This window comes from Burkholderia sp. Bp9012 (genome assembly GCF_003853825.1).
Lineage (GTDB): Bacteria > Pseudomonadota > Gammaproteobacteria > Burkholderiales > Burkholderiaceae > Burkholderia > Burkholderia diffusa.
This window is the reverse complement of record NZ_QTQA01000041.1, coordinates 1-21,539: the sequence shown is the minus strand read 5'-3', so window position 1 is coordinate 21,539 and position 21,539 is coordinate 1. Positions and strand designations below refer to the sequence as shown.

Below are 21,539 nucleotides of genomic sequence, written 5' to 3'. Positions count from 1 at the left end.
CATGGTGTGCCAGCGGCCTTCCGTGTCGAACCGCGCGTGTCGAATCCCGCGCTCAGGGTTCCGTCAACCGTCGCTGACTACCTCGTCCTGCTGCTCGAGTGCCGACAACGCCAGCTCGGAAACCCGCTTGATGTGGGCGGCCGACGCTGCCGAAGCCGCGTCCCCGTCGCGCCGCTCAATCGCGTCGAGCAGTCGGTTCATCTCGGTGTTGGAGTCGCCACCGCGCCCCGGCATCGCGATGGTCAACGCACGCAACCGGTTGATGCGCGCGTTGAGCGTCTTGACGACTGTCAGCGACACCTGTTTTCCGGCCGCTTCGAACAGCGTTTCGTAGAAGCGCTCGGTGTACTCGAGCACGCGCGGCAGATCCTGCTTCGCGAACGCATCCTCGATCACCGCGCGGACCTCGCGCAGTTGCCGCACGACCTCGGGTGTCGCGCCCTCGGCGCACGCACGCGCGGCATTGGCTTCGAGCAGGCCGCGCAGCTCATAAATCTCGCCCACTTGCGCCGGATCGAGCCGCGCCACCACCGGCCCTTGCCGCGACACGGTCTCGACCAGCCCTTCGGTCTCCAGATGTCGCAGCACCTCGCGCACCACCGTGCGGCTTACGCCGAGCTCGTCGCACAGCGTGCGCTCGACGAGCCGGGCGCCCGGCCGGAAATACCCCTGCACGATCGCGCCGCGCAGTTTGTCGAGCGTCAGTTCACGCAGGGTCTTGGCATTGCGGTCGATTTTGAGGTCTTGCATGGGCGGCACTCTGGAAACGGTATTTGGCCTGTGGCCGGCCGGGCGCCGAGCACAAACATGGAATGCCATATTATGACCTAACTGTCATCGGGCTTTCCATCCTGCAGGCCGGCAGCGCGCCGTGAGCGCTCGATCAACTCTCCAGCCCCTCGACAATCGAGATCTGCGCTCGACAATGCCCGTCCCGCTTGGCTTTCGCCGCCTGGTATTCGGGTGAGTGATAGCACGCGAGCGCCGTTTGCATGTCGGCGAACCGGATCACGACGTGGCGCTCGAACGACTCCCCCTCCAGCACCTGCGACGCGCCGCCGCGGGCGAGGAAAACGGCGCCGAACTTCTTGAACGCCCGCGGCGCGACATCCGTGTAGTCCTTATATTTCGCGGCATCGAGCACCGTCACGTGGGCAATCCAGTACGCAGTCATTTTCCATCTCCGTTTTCCGGAATTTCCCGGACAAGGGTTAACACTCATGGCATGCCGTAACATGGTATACCACAATGAATTCCACAATCAACGCACGAAAGGAAGGTGCCATGAGCCTGATTCGGAAATCCGTCCTCCATGTCGAGACGCTCTACGTGGATGGCGACAAGGTCGCTGCCACGCCGCTGAAAATGATCGGCGCGGTCGCCGTGATCAAGAACCCGTGGGCAGGCCGCGGGTATGTCGAGGACCTGTCGCCGGAGATTCGCGCGCTCGCGCCGCAACTCAGCGAACACCTGACCAAAATGATCCTCGACGAAGCCGGTTCGGGCGAAGCCGTCGAAGCGTTCGGCAAGAGTGCGATCGTCGGTCTCGACGGTGAAATTGAGCATGCGTCCGCGCTGATCCACACACTGCACTTCGGCAACACTTATCGCACGGCCGTCGGCGCGAAGTCGTACCTCGCGTTCAACAACACGCGCGGCCCGGCCAATGCGCCGCTGCTCATCCCGATGATGGACAAGAACGACGAGGGTCGCCGCTCGCACTACCTGACGCTCCAGTTCTCGATTGCCGACGCGCCAGCCGCCGACGAACTGGTTATCGCCATAGGCGCCGCCACCGCAGGCCGTCCGCATCACCGCATCGGCGACCGCTACAAAGATCTCGCAGAGCTCGGAAATGACGTCAACAACCCTGCCGCTGTCAAATAATCGCGTCGCCCACTATCTCGATCAGGGTGTCGGCGAACCGCTGGTCCTGATTCACGGCGTGGGCATGCAGGCGAACGCGTGGTATCCGCAGATCGAAGACCTGTCGCGCGATTTCCGCGTGATCTCGGTCGACATGCCGGGCCACGGCACGAGCGATGCGCTTGATACCGACGCCGACCTGCAGCAGTTCGTGCAGTGGGCGATCGAGTTCATCGAAGCGCTTCAGGTCGGCCCCGTCAACCTGGCCGGCCACTCGATGGGTTCGCTAATTGCGGCCGGCGTCGCCGTCACCCGGCCCGACCTCGTCAAGCGCGTGGCGGTGCTGAACGGCGTGTACCGCCGCACTGAGCAGGCGCGCGAAGCCGTCCTGCAACGCGCCGCCGAACTGCGCTCGGGCACTATCGACGTCGATACGCCGCTGCGGCGCTGGTTCAACGCCGAGGAAGTGCAGCAGGTCGCCGCGCGGAAAGTCGAAGCGTGGCTGCAGTCTGTCGACCTGGCGGGCTACGCCACTGCGTACACCGCGTTCGCGAAGGGCGACGAAGTGTATGCCGACGGCTGGCACCGGATTGCCTGCCCTGCCCTCGTGCTGACCGGATCGGACGACCCGAATTCGACGCCCGAGATGGCCAGGCAGATGGCGCAGGCCGCGCATGACGGCAAGGCCGTCGTGATCGAGAACGAGCGCCACATGGTGAACCTGACCGCGCCCGAGGAAGTCAATCGCGCCCTGCGTGCCTGGTTGCAGACCGAGCCGCAGGCGGAAACCCTGAAATCGGAAGTGTGACATGAGCCAAGCAACCAGCCAGGAAGCCCCGGCGATCAACACCCGGGAGTTGCGCGATGCGTTCGGCGCGTTCATGACCGGCGTGACGATCGTCACCACCGCGCACGACGACGGCCAGCCGCTCGGCTTCACCGCGAACTCGTTCTCGTCCGTGTCGCTGGACCCCGCGCTGCTGCTCGTCAGCATTGCGAAGACGTCGAGCAATTTCCAGACGTTTTCCACCACGGGCCACTTCGCGATCAACATCCTCGCGGAAGGGCAAAAGGAGCTGTCCAACACCTTCGCGCGGCCGAGCGACGATCGCTTCGCGAAGGTCGGCTGGCACCTGAGCGCGCATCGCAACCCGCTGATCAACAACGTCAGCGCGTGGTTCGACTGCACGACGCATGCGGTGATCGATGCGGGCGATCACGCGCTCATCATCGGCAAGGTCGAGGCGTTCCATTCCGCAGGCTACGCGGGACTCGGTTACTACCGCGGCGGCTATTTCACGCCGGCCAAGCTGTCGGCCGAAGTGATCGCCGGCCCGAAGGTCATCGTGAGCGCGATCATCACGCGCGACGACAAGGTGCTCATGGTGAAAACGGCCGACGGCAAGTGGGCGCTGCCTACGAAGGAAATCGGCAACGAAGGCGCCGACAAGGCGCTCGCCGAACTCTTCCGGCAATACCAGCCGGACGCATCGGCAAGCTTCATCTATTCGGTCTACAACAATACCGAGACGCACTACCAGTACATCTCGTTCCTCTGCAGCGCACCGGACGAAGTCGCCGTCGCCGGCGAATTCGTGAGCCTCGACGACATAGAGACCGACGCGTTCCAGGACAGCGCACTGGCCAGCATGCTCGAGCGCTATCGCAAGGAGAGCCAGTTGAAGAGTTACGGCCTGTACTTCGGCGATCACAGCACCGGCACCGTCCGCCCGCTTCTTTCCTGAAAGGTCACATCATGCGTTTTTCGCTTTTCGTTCACATGGAGCGCGTCTCCGACCAGACCAGCCAAAAGCAGCTGTATGACGAGATGGTCGAGCTGTGCCAGATCGCTGATCGCGGCGGCATGCATGCCGTCTGGACCGGCGAGCACCACGGCATGGATTTCACGATCGCGCCGAACCCGTTCATCAATCTCGCCGATCTCGCCAACAAGACGACGCGCGTGCGGCTCGGCACGGGCACGGTCGTCGCGCCGTTCTGGCATCCGATCAAACTCGCCGGCGAAGCCGCGATGACCGACATCATCACGGGCGGCCGCCTGGAACTCGGGATCGCGCGCGGCGCGTACTCGTTCGAATACGAGCGCCTGATGCCGGGCCTCGATGCATGGGGTGCGGGCCAGCGCATGCGCGAACTCATTCCGGCCGTGAAGAAGCTGTGGGAAGGCGATTACGCGCACGAAGGCGAGTTCTGGAAATTCCCGTCGACGACCTCGTCGCCGCTGCCGCTGCAGCAACCGCATCCGCCGATCTGGGTGGCCGCGCGCGACCCGAACAGCCACGAGTTCGCGGTGGCCAACGGCTGCAACGTGCAGGTCACGCCGCTGCACCTGGGCGACGAGGAAGTCGAGAAGCTGGTCGGCCACTTCAACGCCGCTTGCGACAAGTTCAGCAACATGCCGCGCCCGAAGATCATGCTGCTGCGTCATACCTATGTGGCGAGCAGCGAGGACGACGCGCAACTGGCCGCCGACGAAATCAATGTGTTCTACAACTACTTCGGCGCATGGTTCAAGAACGAGCGTCCGATCAGCCGCGGGATGATCAAGCCGCTGAGCAGCGAGGAAATCGCCGCACACCCGTTCTACACGCCGGACGCGATGCGCAAGAACAACGTCATCGGCACGCCCGCGGAAGTCATCTCGCGTCTGAAGGCTTACGAAGCGCTCGGCTTCGACGAGTACTCGTTCTGGATCGACACCGGCATGAGTTTCGAGCGCAAGAAGGCGTCCCTCGAGCGGATGATCCACGATGTGATGCCTGCGTTCCAATAAGGTGCCGATGCCATGAATGCACATTTTCAGCTGTATATCGACGGCCGGTTCGAGCCCGGCGCTGCGACGTTCGCCAGCGTGAATCCCGCGACCGGCACCGTGTGGGCGCAGATGCCGGAAGCCCGCACCGACGAGGTCAACCGCGCGGTGACGGCAGCCGGCCGCGCGCTGACCGATCCACGCTGGGCCGGTCTTTCCGCGTCGGCGCGCGGCAAGATGTTGTACAAGCTCGCCGATCTCGTCGAAAAGGCCGCGCCGCGACTCGCTGAAATTGAAACGAACGACACCGGCAAGATCATCCGGGAAACGTCAAGCCAGATCGCGTACGTCGCCGAGTATTACCGCTACTACGCAGGCATTGCCGACAAGCTGGAAGGCAGCAGCATCCCCGTCGACAAGCCGGACATGCAGGTCTGGCTCGAACGGCAGCCCGTCGGCGTGGTCGCCGCGATCGTGCCCTGGAACAGCCAGCTGTTCCTGTCCGCGGTCAAGGTCGGGCCGGCCCTCGCTGCCGGTTGCACGGTGGTGCTCAAGGCATCCGAGGAAGCGCCGGGCCCGTTGCTCGAGTTCGCGCGCCTCGTGCACGAGGCGGGATTCCCGCCGGGTGTCGTCAACGTCATTACCGGCTTTGGCCCGGAGTGCGGCGCGGTGCTGAGCAGCCATCCCGGCGTGGACAAGGTCGCGTTCACCGGCGGCCCCGAGACGGCCCGTCACATCGTGCGGAACACGGCCAACAATCTCGCGAAGGTATCGCTGGAACTCGGCGGCAAGTCGCCGTTCATCGTGTTCGCCGATACCGACATCCAGAGCGCTGTGAATGCGCAGGTCGCCGCGATCTTCGCGGCGAGCGGCCAGAGCTGCGTCGCGGGTTCGCGTCTGCTGGTCGAGGCCTCGATCAAGGAGCAGTTCCTGTCCTTGCTGGTCGAACGCGTGTCGCGCATTCGCGTGGGGTCACCCAGCGAGATGGAAACGGAGTACGGCCCGCTGTGTACCGAGCGGCAGCTTCGCAATATCGAGGCGGTCGTCGCGAGTTCGGTGCGCCAGGGCGCGAAAATACTCGTCGGCGGGAAAAAGCTGGAGCGCGACGGATATTACTACGCACCGACGATCCTCGACTGCACCGGCGTCGGGAATGCCGACAGCATCACGACGGAACTGTTCGGCCCGGTGCTGTCGGTCGACACGTTCGAATCCGAACAGGAAGCAATCGAGAAAGCGAATAGCACGGTATATGGCCTTGCGGCCGGCATTTTCACGACCAACCTCACGCGCGCCCACCGCGTGTCGAAGCGCGTGCGCTCCGGCATCGTGTGGATCAACACCTATCGGGCGGTTTCGCCGCTCGTGCCGTTCGGCGGCTTCGGCTTGTCCGGGCACGGCCGCGAAGGTGGCCTGAGCGCCGCGCTCGAATACACGACCACGAAGTCCGTGTGGCTGCGCACGTCGGACGATCCGATCAGCGACCCGTTCGTGATGCGTTGAGCGGGCCGCCATTCGCCTGCAGTATCGATTCAAAGCCGTAGAGGCCATGTCGTGCCGTGCCGCGTCATCGGGCGCGTGCGGCGAGACACGGCCTCGGCAATAAAAACGGAGACAGCATGACAAAACCGGCAAACGACAGCAGCGTTCTCGCCATCGAAAGCAACTCGATCGACTATGTCGCCCCCGACGCGCGGCACGGAAAGCCGGCCGATCTGTTCACCCTGTGGTTCTGCACGAATGTCGCGCCGCTGGCCGTGATTTCCGGCGCCACGTCGGTGCTGGTGTTCCACCTCGACCCGGTGAGCGCGATCGTCGCGATCGCGGCCGGGCAATTCTTCGGCGCGATCTTCCATGCGCTCACCTCCGCGCAAGGGCCGCTCGTCGGCGTGCCTCAGATGATTCAGAGCCGGGCCCAGTTCGGCCGGTACGGGTCTTTGCTGGTGGTCGGATTCACCACGCTGATCTATCTCGGCTTCTTCGTCTCGAACATCATCCTCGCGGGCAACACGCTCCATACCGCAGCGCCTTCGGTGCCCGTGCCGGTCGCGACGGTCATCGGTGCCGTGCTCGCGACGCTGGTCGGTGTGATCGGCTGTCACTTCATTCATCGCTTCAACAAGGTAGGCGCGTGGTTCATGGGCAGCGCGCTCGTCGTCGGCATCGCGCTGATGGCGCCGAGCATCGACGCCGGGACCCTCCAGCAGGGGCATTTCGATCTCGCCAACTGGTTCGCGATGTTCGGACTGTGCGCGGTCTGGCAGATCAGCTTCGCACCTTATACGTCCGATTATTCGCGCTATCTTCCGGCTTCCGCCGGGTTCGCGAAGACCTTTGCGTATACGTACTTCGGCACGTCGCTGGGCACGATCTTCGCGTTCCTGTTCGGCGTGCTTGCTGTCAGCACCGGACACTCCACGGACGCGATGCAGGCGATCCGCGATCAGACCGGGGGGTTCGGCTACGTCCTGATCTTTCTGTTTCTGGTCAACATCATCGGCCACAACGGGATGAATCTGTATGGCGCGGTGTTGTCGTTCATCACCGCCGCGCAGACGTTCCGTCCGCACTGGGTTCCCGGCAGAAACGTTCGCGTCATCGTATCGACGATCCTGCTGGTGGTGTCGACCGCTACCGCGCTATGGGCATCGAGCAACTTCATCGCAATCTTCCTCAATGCGATCTTCGCGATGCGTATCGTGCTGGCGCCTTGGGTTGCAATCAATCTGATCGACTTCTATTTGGTCAACAACCGGCACTATCGGGTCGCGGAAATCATCAGCAGCAATGGCGGCGTGTATGGGTCGTTCAACGTCAAGGCCATCGCGATCTACGTGTTCGGCATCGCGGTCCAGGTGCCCTTCATGGAAGAGAGTTTTTTCCACGGTCCGTGGGCGTCGATTCTCGGTGGCGCGGACGTGTCGTGGATGATGGGCCTCGTCGCCACGGCACTGGCTTGCTACCTGTTCGCGTCGAAGGACGGTGCGCGCTCGCGCGGCCGGTGTCCCGCAGCCGCCGAGGTTTTGGAATAACCGAGGAATTCAATCATGAACGAAGATGATGCGCTGTTTCAGAAGGGCCTGCCGATACGCCGGGAAGTGCTCGGCGCGGAATATGTCGATGCGTCGATGGAAAAGGCCGACGCCTTCATGATGGCGTTCCAGCGCGCCACCACTGCATGGGCGTGGGGCTGGGCATGGGGCGACGAGACCCTCGATCGCAAGACGCGCAGCCTGCTCAACCTCGCAATGCTGACCGCGGCCGGCCATACCAACGAACTGAAGCTGCACGTGAAGGGCGCGCTCAACAACGGCGTGAGCGTCGATGAAATCAAGGCGACGCTGCTGCACGCGACCGCCTATTCGGGCATCCCGCACGGCCTCAGCGCGTTCAAGGCGGCGCACGAAGTGCTGGTGGCTGTAGGTGCGTTGAAGTAAGCGACCTGCTTTCGAATATCCGGGCAGACGCATTACCGGTGGACGAAACAGTACGCGGGGCTGGAATCTGGCCGGGTCCGCGAACTGAAGCAATATTTCCCGTGCTCCGATCGACGCCGGCTGTAGGCGTTCACCGGAGCGCTAACCGCTGCGCATCTTTATTCCAGTATTTATTTGATGCCGATGGAATAACCATGAATCCCGCGGGCTCGCGTATCACCATGTTCCGGACGAGGTTGAACGAGTTCGCGATCCAAGCTGCTCGGTTACTGAACCCGACGCCCAACCCAGATCAATGGCATGACAGGACCACGCCCCCGCCGATCCCTTGTGAGTTCGGCAACGTAGCCGAGTGACCAACATCAACCAACGGCAGCTTCACATCATTCCCGACGACAACCGACTGAACCGACAATTGGCCCGTCGTCGAGACACTATTTAGCGGTACGCGGGTGTTCTCCAGCGTATACCCAGCATTCGCCAGATTGATCGGTAGGTTCAGGCCATTTTCTGAGGTCTGACATGGCAACAAGATTGAGAAAGATGAAGGTCCGGGTACGGGGCCGAATGCCTCTGCCCCGCGCACTGGGACGCTATATGATCGTCGACCTCCGGATCGGCATAAAGTCGATGCCGAGTCGCCTTGTTCCGCCGTGCGCCGATTAGGTACCGAACCGGAGCAAGGCATGCACTGTCGCGGCAGCGATTCTTAGGAATGGTAGGCCGTCTCCCCGTGCGAGCTGACGTCGAGCCCTTCCCGTTCGCGCTCGTGATCGACGCGCAGGCCGATCGTCATGTCGACGAGCTTGAACGCGACGATCGACACGACCGCCGACCAGACGAGCGACGTCCCAACGCCCCAGCACTGTGCGATCAGCTGATCGACGATGTGATAGTCGGTCACCTTGTTTGCGACGTAGTCGTAGATTCCAGTGCCGCCAAGCGACGGCGACGCGAACACGCCGGTCAGCAACGCACCGACGATCCCGCCAATGCAATGCACGCCGAACACGTCGAGCGAATCGTCGACGCCGATCATGCGCTTCAGGCCGTTGACGCCCCAGTAGCACACGGCGCCCGCTATCAGGCCCATCGCGATCGCGCCCATCGGGCCCACAAAACCGCACGCGGGGGTGATGACAACGAGCCCGGCGATCGCGCCCGACACTGCACCGAGCATCGACGGCTTCTTCTTCGCCGACCACTCGACCATGGTCCAGGAAACCGTCGCTGCGCACGTCGCGAGCAGTGTCGTGACAAACGCCAGCGTCGCAGCACCACTTGCCTCTAGCGCCGAGCCGACGTTAAAGCCGAACCAGCCGACCCACAGCAGCGACCCGCCGATCATCGTCATCGTCAGGCTGTGCGGTGCCATGGTTTCCCGTCCGAATCCGACGCGCTTGCCGATCATGATCGCGCCGACCAGCGCCGCAATACCCGCGTTGATATGAACGACCGTGCCACCCGCGAAGTCGATCGCCCCCTTCTGGAACAGGAAGCCCGCCGTCGCGTTGGCCTTATCGGCTGCCGCCGCGCTCGTGTAGGCATCGGGACCGGGCCAGTACCAGACCATATGCGCAATCGGCAGGTACGAGAAGGTGAACCACAGAACCATGAACATCAGAACTGCAGAGAATTTCGCGCGCTCGGCGATACCGCCGACGATCAGCGCAGGCGTGATCGCGGCGAACGTCAGCTGGAACGACACGTAGATGAACTCCGGAATCACGACACCCTTGCTGAACGTCGCAGCAGTCGAATCCGGCGTAATGCCGACTAGAAACACCTTGCTCAGCCCCCCGAAGAACGCATTGCCTTCGGTAAAGGCGACGCTGTAGCCGTAGACGGCCCACAGCACGCCGAGCAGGCAGAACACGACGAGCGTCTGCATCAGGATGGACAGCATGTTCTTCGCCCGCACCATGCCGCCGTAAAACAGCCCGAGCCCGGGCGCCGCCATCATCACGACGAGCAGCGTCGCGACGATCATCCAGGCAGTGTCGCCCTTGTTGGGCACCGGCGCGGCGGCCGCCACAGCACCATCCGCCAACGCGGGCACGGCGAACGCCGCCATCCCGAGCAATGCAAGCAATCCGATTACTTTTTTCATTCGTCGATTCCTCGAAAATGGCAGCGCGGGCTATGTCGCGACGCCGATGCCGTCGCAAAAGCGGAGCAGGCGAACCGGCATGCCGTCGCACGGTCCGCCGCGCGACGGTGCGGCGGACCTCAGCCCAATGGAGTGATCAAGCAGCGCGCCTGCGGGCGGAATCGGCGGCAGCCACGCCGGCCAGGCCGACGTGCGCCGATTTCGTCGCCTGCGATGCGGCGGACGTCAATAACGCTGCCCCGGAATCCACGACGTGCCGGCGAGCGGCACGCGCGCCATCGCGGCCGCCTCGACCGTCAGCGCGACGAGATCCTCCGGCTCCAGGTGATGCACGTTCTGCTTACCGCAGGCCCGCGCGATCGTCGTCAGCTCCATGTTCAGCGTCTTCAGGTAGTTGCGTACGCGGCGCGCGCCCTCCTCGGGCTGCACGCGTTGCTCGAGCACCGCATCCTGTGTCGTTACACCGACCGGGCACTTGCCCGTATGACAGTGATGGCAGAATCCCGGCGACGTGTTCAGCGCCGCGTAGTCCGCGACGGCCGAATGCAGTGCACCGTTCTGGAAGTACGTATCGCCGTTGCAGCCGAGCGCCATCAGCACGCCCTGGCCGATCGCGACCGCGTCCGCGCCGAGTGCGAGCGCCTTCGCGACATCCGCGCCCGTGCGGATGCCGCCGGACACGATCAGTTGAACCTGCCCCTTCATGTTCAGATCCTCGAGCGCGGCGACAGCCTGGCGGACCGCCGCCAGCGTTGGGATGCCAACGTTCTCGATGAAACAGGTTTGCGTCGCCGCGGTGCCGCCCTGCATGCCGTCGACGACGACGACATCTGCGCCCGCATGAACCGCGAGCTTCACGTCGTTGAACGTGCGCGTCGCGCCGACCTTCACGTAGATCGGCTTCTCCCAGTCGGTGATCTCGCGCAACTCCTGGATCTTGATCGCCAGATCGTCCGGCCCGGTCCAGTCCGGATGGCGGCTCGCCGAACGCTGATCGACGCCGGCCGGTAACGTGCGCATTGCAGCGACGCGCGGATTGACCTTCTGTCCGAGCAGCATGCCGCCACCGCCCGGTTTCGCGCCCTGGCCGATCACAACCTCGATCGCGTCCGCGCGGCGCACGTCGTCGGGATTGAAGCCATAGCGCGACGGCAGGCACTGATAGACGAGCGTCTTCGACGAGCGGCGCTCCTCCTCGGTCATGCCGCCGTCGCCCGTCGTCGTCGACGTGCCGGCCGCTGTCGCGGCACGGCCGAGCGCTTCCTTCACGTTCGCCGACAGCGCGCCAAAGCTCATGCCGGCCACTGTGATCGGAATATCGAGCACGATCGGCTTCTTCGCGAAGCGCGTGCCGAGTACGGTCTGAGTCGTGCATTTCTCACGATATCCTTCGAGCGGATAGCGCGACAGCGACGCGCCGAGAAACAGCAGATCGTCGAAATGCGGCACGGGCCGCTTCGCGCCGAGACCGCGGATTTCGTATAGGCCGCGCTGGGCGGCCGTATGGATGTAATCGATCGTCTTGCGGTCGTAGCCGTGCGACTCTTCCTGCTGCAAGCGCGCGAAATGAATGGGTTTGGTTTCCATGGCGTCTTCCCGAACAAGCTGTGGATTCAATATTCCTGGTTCGCGTCGGCGTTCCAGTGGTAAAGGGTGCGCGCCGATGCGATGCGCTTGAACGCACGCGGGTCGTGATCCAGGCCGGCGGCATCGAGCAGCGCGGCAACGGCGCTGACGTCCGCGTCGGTCATCGGTTCGAACTGCGCGTCGGCGCCGAGCGATTTCACTTCACCCTTCACGTACAGCACGGCCTCGTAGAGCGAATCGCCGAGCGCGTCGCCAGCATCGCCGCAGATAACCATGCGCCCGGCCTGAGCCATGAACGCGGAAAAGCTGCCGACCGAGCCGCCGACGACGATGTCGCCGCCTTTCAGCGAAATCCCGCAGCGCAGCCCGGCGTCGCCGTCGATCACGAGCAGCCCGCCGTGCGCGGATGCGCCCGCGCCGTTCGACGCGAAGCCCTTCACGTGCACCTTGCCGCTCATCATGTTTTCCGCGACGCCGGTGCCGGCGCTGCCCTTTATGACGATCGTCGCGCGCTTGTTCATACCGCCGGCGTAATAGCCGGCATGCCCGTCGATCGTCACCGTGACGGGAGCATCGACGCCCACCGCAATGTTGTGCGCACCGTTCGGCGAGGCCACGACAACGGCCTGGCCGTCGAGCGTCGACGCGCCACCATGCAGGTACTGGTTCACTTCCCTGACCGTGGCGTGCTCAAGGTCGAATGTCACGCGTTCCATACGTACATCTCCTCGGGTGCGGGTTCGAATACTTTCGCGTTCTTGATGTCGGGCAGATGCGCGAGCGAGCGGAACTCGGACGCAATCGCCACGTAGTCGTCGTTCTCGGCGACGACCGCGGGCTTGCACGCGAACGGATCGCGGATCAGCGCCAGCTCGGTCGGGGTGCCCATCAGGAAGGTGAAGAAGCCGTCGAGCTCCTCGAAGCCTTTCTCCAGTGCTACATGCAGCGTGTCGCCTTCACGCAGCCGCCATTCAAGGAAGCGGCACGCGGCCTCGGTGTCGTTGTCGGTGTCGAAGCGGATGCCCTCCGGCTCGAGCTTGCGCCGCACGCCGTACGGATTCGACAACGAGCCGTTGTGCACGAGGCAGAAATCCTCGCCCGCGGTGAATGGATGCGCGCGGTCCGGCGTCACCGCCGACTCGGTCGCCATCCGCGTGTGGCCGACGAGGTGCGAGCCCTTGAGATCGCCGAACGCGTAACGCGCGGCGATGTCGGCGGGCAGGCCGATGTCCTTGTACAGGTCGATCGAGCGGCCGGCCGACAGCACGTAGATGCGCGGGTAATGCTCGTTCAGCCAGTGCTTGATCGCATCGGCCCGACCCTCGACAGTCAGCACCGCATGATTGCGCTTTGCGTCAATGCGTGCAGTGGCGTCGACAGACGCTTTCAAGCGGTCTAGCAGCACGTCCCACGGGAAGTGCTCGCCCTCGTCCGTAAAGCCCGAGTACAGGCTCAGCTTGCGCCGGCTCGCATCGAGCGCGTCGCCGAACACCGCGAGGCCGGCCGAATCCGGGCCGCGCTCGGTCATGCCGACCAGCATCGGCACCATCAGCTCGCCGAGCCGGTCGCGCAGTTCCGGTGTCTTCACCAGCAATCCTACGATTCCGCACATTGCTACCTCCTTAGAAAAACTCGATGTACTGCTTGATTTCCCAATCCGATACGTGGCGCATGTATTCCAGCCACTCCATCCGCTTGAGCTTAAGGAATTCGTCGACCACCGGCCCGAGCGCATCGCGAATCAGCTGATCGGCTTCGAGCGCGTCGAGCGCCTCGCCGAGGTTTTGCGGCAATACGCCGATGCCGTGATCGCACAGCTTCTGCGCCGGCCACTCGTACAGGTTCTCGTTCGCGGGGGCGCCCGGCGACAAGTCGCGATCGATGCCGTCGAGCCCGGCGGCGATCACGGCCGCCGTCGCGAGATACGGATTGCATGCGCCGTCGGGCAGACGCAGTTCGATCCGGCCGCCCGGCATGCGCACCATCGTCGAGCGATTGTTGTCGCCATAGCTGATGTAGGCTGGCGCCCAGGTCGCGCCGGTCAGCGAGCGCCCGACCACGAGGCGCTTGTACGAGTTCACGGTCGGGTTGCAGAGCGCCGCCAGCGCGGGCGCGTGCGCGAGCAGACCGGCCGTGAACCGGTAGCCGAGCGTCGACAGGCCCATGCCGAGCGGATCGGCGTCGTCGGCGAACAGGTTGCGCTTGCCGTCGCCGATCGACATGTGCATGTGCATGCCGTTGCCGGGACGGTTCGCGAACGGCTTCGGCATGAACGAGCAGATCATCCCCAGGTCGTTCGCGATCTCCGACGCGGCCATCTTGAAGAACACGTAGTGATCGCACGACGTCAGGCAATCGGTGTACGTGTAGTTGATCTCGAACTGGCCGTTCGCATCCTCGTGGTCGATCTGGTAGACGTCGATGCCGACCGCGCGCAACGATTCGGTGAGCTTTTCCAGGAACACGCGCGTGCGCGACAGGCCCTTGTAGTCGTAGCACGGCTTTGCGAGCGAGTCGCTCGGGTCGCACGGCTCGAGCGTGCCCGACGCCGAGCGCTTCAGCAGCGAAAACTCGGGCTCTAGGCCGGTAAACAACGTCCAGCCCCGCTCGGCGACACGCGCGACCTGCTTCTTCAGCGTCACACGCGAATCGAACATCCACGGCGCACCGTCGACATGGCCGTCGCACACGATGCGTGACAGCCCCGGCTGCCACGGCACCGGCGTGAGCGTCGTGAGGTCGCCGACCGCCATGTAATCGGGGCCGTTCGGCTCGATGCCGACACCCCAGATCGCGAAGCCGGCAAAGCCAGCCCCGGCGGTCAGCACGCTTTTCAAGTGAGCGACCGGGACCGACTTGGCCTTGGCCACGCCGTGAATATCGACAAATTGCGCAAGTACGTACTTCACACCTTCCTGCGTCAGATACGCCTGCGCTTCCTCTGCGGAGTCGAAACGGGGTACGCTGCCGAGCACATTAGCCGGCAAACTGCACGCATCATTCAGGTTCATCGCCACTCCTTCTCACTACGTCCTTCGATGATTTAAGGAAGCCGCCCGACACGCGAGCGACCCGGCTACTCGACACATTCAGACATTGCCGCAACGGCAATGCAGGCATGTCCACAGTACGTGGAGGAATTTATTGGCAATTAACAATAATTCCTACCATGAAACTTTTTACCCACACTACTCCCTCCCGCAGCAGCGCTGCCACAATCTGCTACCCTGCCCTTTTTTTACCGAGGCCGACGATGTCCACCGCAGACGACAGCAAACCACCGCTCGAACGGTATCTCGGCTCGACGATCCGCGAGCTTCGCCAGCATCACGGCCTGACCATCGCACAGGTCGCCGAGCAGGCCGGCATCAGCCGCGGGATGCTTTCGAAAATCGAAAACGCGCAGACCTCCACCGGCCTCGACGTACTCCACCGCATCGCGCAGGCGCTCGGCGTGTCGATGTCGACACTGTTCCGCAACTTCGACGTTCCGCAGGGCGGCGCCCAACTCGTCAAGAAGGGCGCCGGTATGGAAGTCGTCCGCAAAGGCACCAAACGCGGCCACACCTACCATCTGCTCGCCTACGACCAGGGCCCGCGCAAGCTCTTCGAGCCGTTCCTGATCACGATGGAAGATCAGGCGGAACGCTTTCCCGTCTTCGAGCACCCCGGCACCGAGTTCATCCACATGCTCAAGGGCGTGATCGAATATCGCCACGGCCAGCAGACCTACATCCTCCATCCCGGCGACACGCTGACCTTCCGGGGCGACGTGCCGCATGGCCCGGAACGCCTGATCAAGACACCGATCCAGTTCCTGTCGATCTTCGTCTATGGCCAGCAGACCGAAGAGTGACGCCAGATACGACGCAAGCTCCGTGCCAAGTTTCCCTGTGTGAATCAAAGATTCCCACTGATAAACACTTTCGGCGTAATGCGTGCCGTGCGTCGTTTCACCTGTTCAATCTATCCTGCCTGCCGGCGGTGCGACGTCTTGTTGAATACGGTGCAACGGCGCACTGAAACGGAAACCGCGGTTACGAAGATGTATCAGAAGTGCTTATGCTGAGGCGGGCGGCAACGTCGCAAGCACAGCCAGCGCCGCATCGATCATCCGGCGCAGCGTCGGCTTCACGGCCGCCGCGCGAGCGGGGTCGTATGCGAACGGAAATGCCTCGCTCATGTATGTCGACTGGCACATCTCGAGCTGGATCGCGTGTACGCCACACGACGGCTCGCCGAACCGACGCGTGATATGGCCGCCCTTGAAGCGGCCGTTGGCCACCCACGTGAACGGACTCGCCGCGGCTTCGCGCGCCACGGCGGCGAGCAGCGCCGGCGCGGCGGTGCGGCCGTCCTGCGTGCCGAGATTCAGGTCCGGCAGCTTGCCATCGAACAGTCGCGGCAGCACACTCGCAATCGAATGCGCTTCCCACAGCAACACGTTTCCATGCAGCGCACGCAATCTGGCCAGCTCCGCTTCGAGCGTCGCGTGATACGGCTGCCAGTATTCGTGTACCCGGCGCGCTTTCTCCTGCGCGTCGGGCGTGCCACCCTCCCGGTAAACCGGTTCGCCACAGAAGGTCTCCGTCGGGCACAGACCGGTCGTCGTCTGCCCCGGATACAGGCTTTCGTCGTTCTGCGGCCGGTTGAGGTCGATCACATAGCGCGAGACTGTCGCGCCAAGGACCGTGGCGCCGAATTCCGATGCGAACGCATACAGGCGGTCGAGATGCCAGTCCGTATCGGCGAGCGTCAGCGCGGCCTCCGAGTACGTGTCGCGCAGCGGCGCCGGAATCCCGGTGCCGAGATGGGGAATCGAAATCAGCAGCGGCGCATCGCCCCGCTGCAACGCAAACAGTTCGGTCATATGGCACTCCGTGGAAATCAAAGCAGCGCATCGTCAGGCAGATGCGGCAACGCGCGTTCGAGCGCGGGCCGAATCGAGCGGTCGATGACGGTCCGCGTCAACGCGACGATTTCCCTGACGAAATCGTCCCACTCGCCCTGACGGTGCAGCAGGAAGAAATCCCGCCGACCGAGCCGTCCGGACGGCAGCGGCAATACCTCGATTTCGGCGAGATAGTGCCGCGCCTGCCACAGACATAGCGGCGTCGAGATCGCAAAACCGAGCCGCGCGGCCACGAGGCTCAGCAGCGGATCGGTCGCGTCGAATTCGAAGCGCTTCGGGCTGTCGATGCCGAGGTGCCGCGCGTAGCGTTCCACCTGCTGGCCGATCACCGAACGCGCGGTGTAGCGAATCAGCGGCAGTTCCGCCGCCAGCGTGCGCCAGTCGATCTTCGGGCGGCCGGCCAGGTGGCTGCGCGCAACGACCGCGACGAACGCCTCCGAGAACAGCGGCATCTCGACGATGCGCGCATCGTTCAGCGTGGTCTGCGTACAGACTGCGATATCCAGCTCCCGATCGTGCAGCTGCTTGCTCAGCCCGGGTGTCAGCCCGGACCACATTGTGATCTGCCGGGAGGTGCCGGAAACCGCCCGGATCAACTCCGGGCCGACCGTCGCGGCGAATGAATCGACGCAACCGAGCCGCACCGGCAGCCGGCCGGCGTCCGACGCGTCGCCGACGCGCGCGCTGACCATCTGCGCATGCTCCAGCAGCGGCCGAGCCAGTTCGAGCAATGCCCGCCCGGCGACATTCGGGCGCGGGGGGCGGCTGTCCCGGTCGAACAGCACCGTGCCCTGCTCGCGCTCGAGCGCGGTGATCGCCTGGCTGATCGCGCTCTGGCTCACGCCGATCCGCTTGGCCGCGGCGGTCATCGAACCGGTCTCGCAGACGGTGACGAACGCCTCTAGCGCCCGCAGATCGATTGGCGGTGGGGTGCGTCTCATCGTTTCTCCCGGGTAGACGCCAGATTCGGCGGACCGGCGGCATGGAACGGATGGTGCGCCGGATCGGGCGGCCCGGGCGCGAGATGAGCACTTCCGAGGACGCAGCATAAGTTTGCCTAATACAAAATTCGGCTGCGCCCGTACTTTCTAGAATCGGCTCACTGCCTACCCAGAGGGAATCATGAGCCATTACGACTTCATCGTGATCGGCGCCGGCGTGATCGGCGCATCCGTCGCACATCATCTGGCGTCGCTCGGCGCCGGCAACGTGCTTGTCGTCGAACGCGGGATGATCGGCGCCGGAACGACGTCGCAATCGTCCGGCCTGCTGCGCACGCACTACTCGGTGCGTCAGAATGTCGAACTCGCGCGCGCATCCTGGTGGGCCTTCAACAACTTCGCCGAATACGTCGGCGACGACGAGGCATCATGCGGCCTCGTCAAGTGCGGATACATGATCTGCGCGCCGGACGGCGACAAGCTCGAGCCGCTGCGCGCGTCGCTCGACGCACAGCGTGCGATGGGTATCGAGGTCCAGTTGCTGGACCGGCAGGCCGCGCAAGCGCGCTTGCCGATCGCGCACTTCGACGACGCGGCGCTGATCGGCTTCGAGCCCGAGGCCGGATTCGCCGACGCGTATCTCGTCGCCACCAGCTTCGCGAAATCCGCGCGCCGCCGCGGCGTGAAGATTCTCGAAGGCACGACCGTCACCGGCGTGTTGCGCGAGGGCCGCCGCGTCGTCGGCGTCGACACAACCGCCGGACTCTTCACCTGCGGCACGCTGATCAGCACGCAGAACATCTGGACGCCCGAACTGTCGGGCTGGATCGACCTGCCGCTACCCGTCAAGCCCGAGCGCCACACCGTGCTGGCGCTCGAATGCGATGCGCACTACTCGTTCAAGATGCCGGCGTTCAAGGATCTCGGCTCGCCCGGCATGCTGTATTACCGCAGCTACGGCGGCAGCCAGATGCTGGTGTCCGAGGGCGTGGTCGGCGAGACGCTGAATGCGCCCGAGACGGAACAGGGTGACATCTCCCTCGATTACGTCGCCGAGGTCGGCGCGCAGGTCGCCGAGCGCTTCCCCGCGTATGAAACGGCCGGGCTCGCATCGTCGTGGACCGGTGTCTACGACGTCACGCCGGACTGGAACCCTGTGCTCGGCAACATCGGCGACACCGACGGGCTCGTCGTGGGCTTCGGCTTCTCCGGCCACGGCTTCAAGCTGTCGCCCGGGATCGGCAAGCTGCTCGCGCAGCATGCGCTCGGTCTCCCGACCGACGTCTCGCTTGCCCCTTACGCGCTCGAACGCTTTGCGACGGGCGCATTGCTGACCGGCAAGTACGGCCTCGGCGCCGTGTCCTGACCCGCCTTCTTTCGGAGCCGACATCATGTCTCTCAAGATCCTGGTCCCCATCAAGCGCGTGGTCGATCCGAACGTCCGCGTCCGTATCGGCACGGGCGGCACGATCGACACGGCCGGCCTCAAGATGTCCGTCAACCCGTTCGACGAATGCGCGATCGAAATGGCGCTGCGTCTGCGTGAAGCGGGCCACGCCGCGCATGTCACTGTCGTCACCTGCGGCCTGCCGGTGTGCCAGGACGTGCTGCGCACCGGGCTCGCGATGGGCGCGGACGACGCGGTCCTGATCGACACCGGCGACGCGGGCGCGTCGCTCGATTCGTCGAGCGTCGCGCATCTTCTGCGCGCGTTCATCGCCACCTCGCCGTACGACCTCGTGCTGTGCGGCAAGCAGGCGATCGACGACGACACCGGCGGCGTAGCGCCGATGCTCGCCGGCCTGCTCGGCTGGCCGCAGGCGCTCGACGCGACCGGCCTCGCGCCGGACGGCGCCGGCTGGCGCGTCACCTGCGGCGACGATTCGGGAACGGCCATATGGCAACTCGCCGGCCCCGCCGTGATCAGCGCCGACCTGCGGCTCGCGGAACCGCGCCGCGTGACGCTACCGAGCATCGTCAAGGCGAAGCAGAAGCCGCTTGCGATCATCGATGCCGCTCGCTTCGGCGTCGACCTGGCGCCCGCCACGCACACCGTCCGCCTCGACGAACCCGCGATCCGCCGAGCAGGCACCCGCGCGGCCGATATTGCAGAATTCGTCGCCGCGCTCGCCGCACAAAACGTATTCGTTCATTCGGGAGCCACCGCATGAGAACGCTCGTCATCGCAGAAACATCCGCCGGCACGCTGGCCGAATCGACGGCGCGCATCGTGACCGCCGCCGTTCAGCGGCGCCAGCCGGTCGACGTACTGGTCCTCGACCCGGCCGCCGCAGCAGCGGCGGCCATGATCGAAGGTGTCGAGCAGGTGCTCCATTTCGTTGCGGCAGACGCTGCTGCCATCCCGCCTGAAGCGTTGGCGGCGGTGCTGTGCGAATTGGCGCCGCGCTATTCGCTATTCGTCGCCGCGCATCGCACGCTGGGCCGCAACGCGCTGCCGCGTGCCGCCGCCGTCGCCGGCGGCGCGTTTGTCGCGGACGTCGTGGCAATAACGGACGACGATCGCTTCGTTCGCGGCCTCTATGCGGGCAGTATCGTCGCCACCGTGGTGAGCGCGCGTGCGAAAACCTTCGCGACGGTTCGCGCATCGTCGTTTCCGCCCGCCGGCGTGTGCGCCCAGCCGGCCCCCGTCGCGGCGCTCGACGATCCGCCGGCCTTCCCGGTGACGACGCTGCTCGAGCGGCACAGCACGCAAGCGACCGGCCTAGATCTGAACAACGCGCCGATCGTCGTATCGGGCGGACGCGGGCTAGCGTCCGGCGACAACATGGCAAGACTCGGCGCACTGGCGACGCGGCTCGGCGCCGCACTCGGCGCATCGCGCGCCGCGGTCGACGCGGGCTATGCGCCGAACGCGATCCAGGTGGGCCAGACAGGCAAGACCGTCGCGCCGGATGTCTACCTCGCATTCGGCATTTCCGGTGCCGTGCAGCATCTCGCCGGCATGAAAGACTCGAAGCTCGTCGTCGCCGTTAACAAGGATCCGGACGCCCCAATTTTCTCGTTCGCCGACATCGGTTTCGTTGGCGACCTGTTCGATGTGATAGCTGCACTCGAGCGTCACGTCGGCGCGGGAGACGGCGCATGACACAGGCGTCGCCCGATGGCGATAGCGCCGTGCATCCCGCACCTTCTTCCCATCGCTATCCGAGCGTGCAATTCGTCGATTGCGTGCAGATTGTGCCCGAAGCGTGGGCAAACGGGGCCGGCGTGACGAGGACCGTCGCCCGGCGCATCAGCGCCGACGGCGACGCCGATTGGCGAGTCAGCCTCGCGACGCTCGACGGATCGGCACGCTTCTCGCAGTTTCCGGGAATGGATCGCACGCTCGTCCCGATCGACGACACGCAGGTCGAGTTGAACGTGCAGGATGGGCAACTGATCGCGCGCTCCACGCAGCCGGCGTGCTTTCCCGGCGATCTCCTCGTGTGGACGAGCGGCATGACGCGCTCGACGACAGTCCTTAACGTAATGACGCGGCGCGACGCATGTCGGGCAGCAGTCACCGTGACGACCCATTCGCGTCGGATCACGCCCGCGCCTGCGCAACTGTTGATCAGCGCGTCCGGGCAATGGCGCGTCGAAAGCAGCTTGCTGAGCGCGGTCTCACTGGGTTCGATGCAGGGTCTGTGGGTCGAGGGACGTGTCGAGGAACTCGACCTGCGCCCCGTCGCTCCCGGGTCCAGGCTGATCTTGATCGCAATCCATTTGATCCCGCACTGAACGACACGACTAGTGAAGACATGCCTGATATGACCTTTGCCGAACAATACGGCCCGCGCGAATCGATGGAATACGACGTCGTGATCGTCGGCGGCGGCCCCGCCGGGCTGTCGGCGGCGATCCGGCTCAAGCAGCTGGCCGCCGAGAAAGGCACCGAGATCGGCGTGTGCGT

22 protein-coding genes are annotated in these 21,539 nt (G+C 64.5%); 13 read left to right on the top strand and 9 right to left on the bottom strand.

Annotation, left to right across the window (positions count from 1 at the left end):
• Positions 1-63: 63 nt before the first annotated feature.
• Together DIE11_RS33570 and DIE11_RS33565 are read right to left on the bottom strand one after the other, a co-directional pair.
• Positions 64-750 (bottom strand): GntR family transcriptional regulator, encoded by a 687-nt coding sequence (locus DIE11_RS33570; RefSeq protein WP_185633858.1) that lies wholly within the window; start codon positions 748-750, stop codon positions 64-66.
• 133 nt (positions 751-883) lie between these two features.
• Positions 884-1,174 (bottom strand): DUF1330 domain-containing protein, encoded by a 291-nt coding sequence (locus DIE11_RS33565; RefSeq protein ID WP_124629621.1) that lies wholly within the window; start codon positions 1,172-1,174, stop codon positions 884-886.
• A 110-nt stretch (positions 1,175-1,284) separates the two neighbouring features.
• Between DIE11_RS33565 and DIE11_RS33560 the strand changes: the two genes are divergently transcribed.
• The 7 genes from DIE11_RS33560 (at position 1,285) to DIE11_RS33530 (ending at position 8,076) form a co-directional block, all read left to right on the top strand.
• A complete protein-coding gene (locus DIE11_RS33560) occupies positions 1,285-1,887 on the top strand; it encodes an amino acid synthesis family protein (RefSeq protein WP_124629620.1) in 603 nt (200 codons plus the stop codon).
• Positions 1,856-2,674: an alpha/beta fold hydrolase gene (locus tag DIE11_RS33555; protein ID WP_124629619.1), complete on the top strand. Its 819-nt coding sequence runs from the start codon at positions 1,856-1,858 to the stop codon at positions 2,672-2,674. Before DIE11_RS33560 ends, DIE11_RS33555 begins: the two co-directional genes overlap by 32 nt.
• A gap of 1 nt (position 2,675) precedes the next feature.
• Positions 2,676-3,611 (top strand): flavin reductase, encoded by a 936-nt coding sequence (locus DIE11_RS33550; protein ID WP_124629618.1) that lies wholly within the window; start codon positions 2,676-2,678, stop codon positions 3,609-3,611.
• Positions 3,612-3,622: 11 nt separating this feature from the next.
• Complete coding sequence (locus DIE11_RS33545) at positions 3,623-4,660, top strand: LLM class flavin-dependent oxidoreductase (protein WP_124629617.1); 1,038 nt, start codon at positions 3,623-3,625, stop codon at positions 4,658-4,660.
• 12 nt (positions 4,661-4,672) lie between these two features.
• Entirely contained in the window at positions 4,673-6,142 is a 1,470-nt protein-coding gene (locus tag DIE11_RS33540) for an aldehyde dehydrogenase (RefSeq protein WP_124629616.1), read from the top strand.
• 116 nt (positions 6,143-6,258) lie between these two features.
• Positions 6,259-7,671, top strand: coding sequence for a cytosine permease (locus tag DIE11_RS33535; protein ID WP_124629615.1), 1,413 nt, complete (start codon positions 6,259-6,261; stop codon positions 7,669-7,671).
• A gap of 15 nt (positions 7,672-7,686) precedes the next feature.
• On the top strand, positions 7,687-8,076 hold the full coding sequence (locus DIE11_RS33530) for a carboxymuconolactone decarboxylase family protein (RefSeq protein ID WP_124629614.1): 390 nt from the start codon (positions 7,687-7,689) through the stop codon (positions 8,074-8,076).
• Between the two features lie 709 nt (positions 8,077-8,785).
• Here DIE11_RS33530 and DIE11_RS33525 read toward each other — a convergent pair.
• The 5 genes from DIE11_RS33525 to glnT form a co-directional block, all read right to left on the bottom strand.
• Positions 8,786-10,186: an ammonium transporter gene (locus DIE11_RS33525; RefSeq protein WP_124629613.1), complete on the bottom strand. Its 1,401-nt coding sequence runs from the start codon at positions 10,184-10,186 to the stop codon at positions 8,786-8,788.
• Between the two features lie 225 nt (positions 10,187-10,411).
• Positions 10,412-11,773: an FMN-binding glutamate synthase family protein gene (locus DIE11_RS33520; protein WP_111017992.1), complete on the bottom strand. Its 1,362-nt coding sequence runs from the start codon at positions 11,771-11,773 to the stop codon at positions 10,412-10,414.
• A gap of 26 nt (positions 11,774-11,799) precedes the next feature.
• Positions 11,800-12,489 (bottom strand): protein glxC, encoded by a 690-nt coding sequence (locus DIE11_RS33515; RefSeq protein ID WP_124629612.1) that lies wholly within the window; start codon positions 12,487-12,489, stop codon positions 11,800-11,802.
• Positions 12,477-13,385 (bottom strand): glutamine amidotransferase family protein, encoded by a 909-nt coding sequence (locus tag DIE11_RS33510; RefSeq protein ID WP_124629611.1) that lies wholly within the window; start codon positions 13,383-13,385, stop codon positions 12,477-12,479. Before DIE11_RS33510 ends, DIE11_RS33515 begins: the two co-directional genes overlap by 13 nt.
• A 10-nt stretch (positions 13,386-13,395) precedes the next feature.
• Positions 13,396-14,784 (bottom strand): type III glutamate--ammonia ligase, encoded by a 1,389-nt coding sequence (gene glnT / locus DIE11_RS33505; RefSeq protein WP_185633857.1) that lies wholly within the window; start codon positions 14,782-14,784, stop codon positions 13,396-13,398.
• Between the two features lie 242 nt (positions 14,785-15,026).
• On the opposite strand from glnT, the gene DIE11_RS33500 reads away from it, so the two are divergent.
• On the top strand, positions 15,027-15,629 hold the full coding sequence (locus DIE11_RS33500; protein ID WP_111017989.1) for a helix-turn-helix domain-containing protein: 603 nt from the start codon (positions 15,027-15,029) through the stop codon (positions 15,627-15,629).
• Between the two features lie 204 nt (positions 15,630-15,833).
• On the opposite strand, the gene hutG is transcribed toward DIE11_RS33500, so the two are convergent.
• Positions 15,834-16,643 carry an N-formylglutamate deformylase gene (gene hutG, locus DIE11_RS33495; protein ID WP_124629610.1) on the bottom strand — a complete coding sequence of 270 codons (810 nt, stop codon included), beginning with the start codon at positions 16,641-16,643 and terminating at the stop codon, positions 15,834-15,836.
• Positions 16,644-16,660: 17 nt separating this feature from the next.
• A complete protein-coding gene (locus tag DIE11_RS33490; RefSeq protein WP_124629609.1) occupies positions 16,661-17,626 on the bottom strand; it encodes a LysR family transcriptional regulator in 966 nt (321 codons plus the stop codon).
• Positions 17,627-17,807: 181 nt separating this feature from the next.
• Between DIE11_RS33490 and DIE11_RS33485 the strand changes: the two genes are divergently transcribed.
• The 5 genes from DIE11_RS33485 to DIE11_RS33465 form a co-directional block, all read left to right on the top strand.
• The gene (locus DIE11_RS33485; protein WP_124629608.1) at positions 17,808-18,992 is read left to right on the top strand and encodes an FAD-binding oxidoreductase; all 1,185 of its coding nucleotides are present in this window, start codon (positions 17,808-17,810) and stop codon (positions 18,990-18,992) included.
• 25 nt (positions 18,993-19,017) lie between these two features.
• On the top strand, positions 19,018-19,797 hold the full coding sequence (locus DIE11_RS33480) for an electron transfer flavoprotein subunit beta/FixA family protein (protein ID WP_124629607.1): 780 nt from the start codon (positions 19,018-19,020) through the stop codon (positions 19,795-19,797).
• Positions 19,794-20,732, top strand: coding sequence for an electron transfer flavoprotein subunit alpha/FixB family protein (locus DIE11_RS33475; protein ID WP_124629606.1), 939 nt, complete (start codon positions 19,794-19,796; stop codon positions 20,730-20,732). The genes DIE11_RS33480 and DIE11_RS33475 overlap by 4 nt, the downstream gene beginning before the upstream one ends.
• Entirely contained in the window at positions 20,729-21,367 is a 639-nt protein-coding gene (locus DIE11_RS33470) for a HutD family protein (RefSeq protein WP_124629605.1), read from the top strand. The genes DIE11_RS33475 and DIE11_RS33470 overlap by 4 nt, the downstream gene beginning before the upstream one ends.
• A 20-nt stretch (positions 21,368-21,387) precedes the next feature.
• Positions 21,388-21,539, top strand: a 152-nt coding sequence (locus DIE11_RS33465; RefSeq protein ID WP_124629604.1) for an FAD-dependent oxidoreductase, incomplete at its 3' end; no start/stop codon positions are given.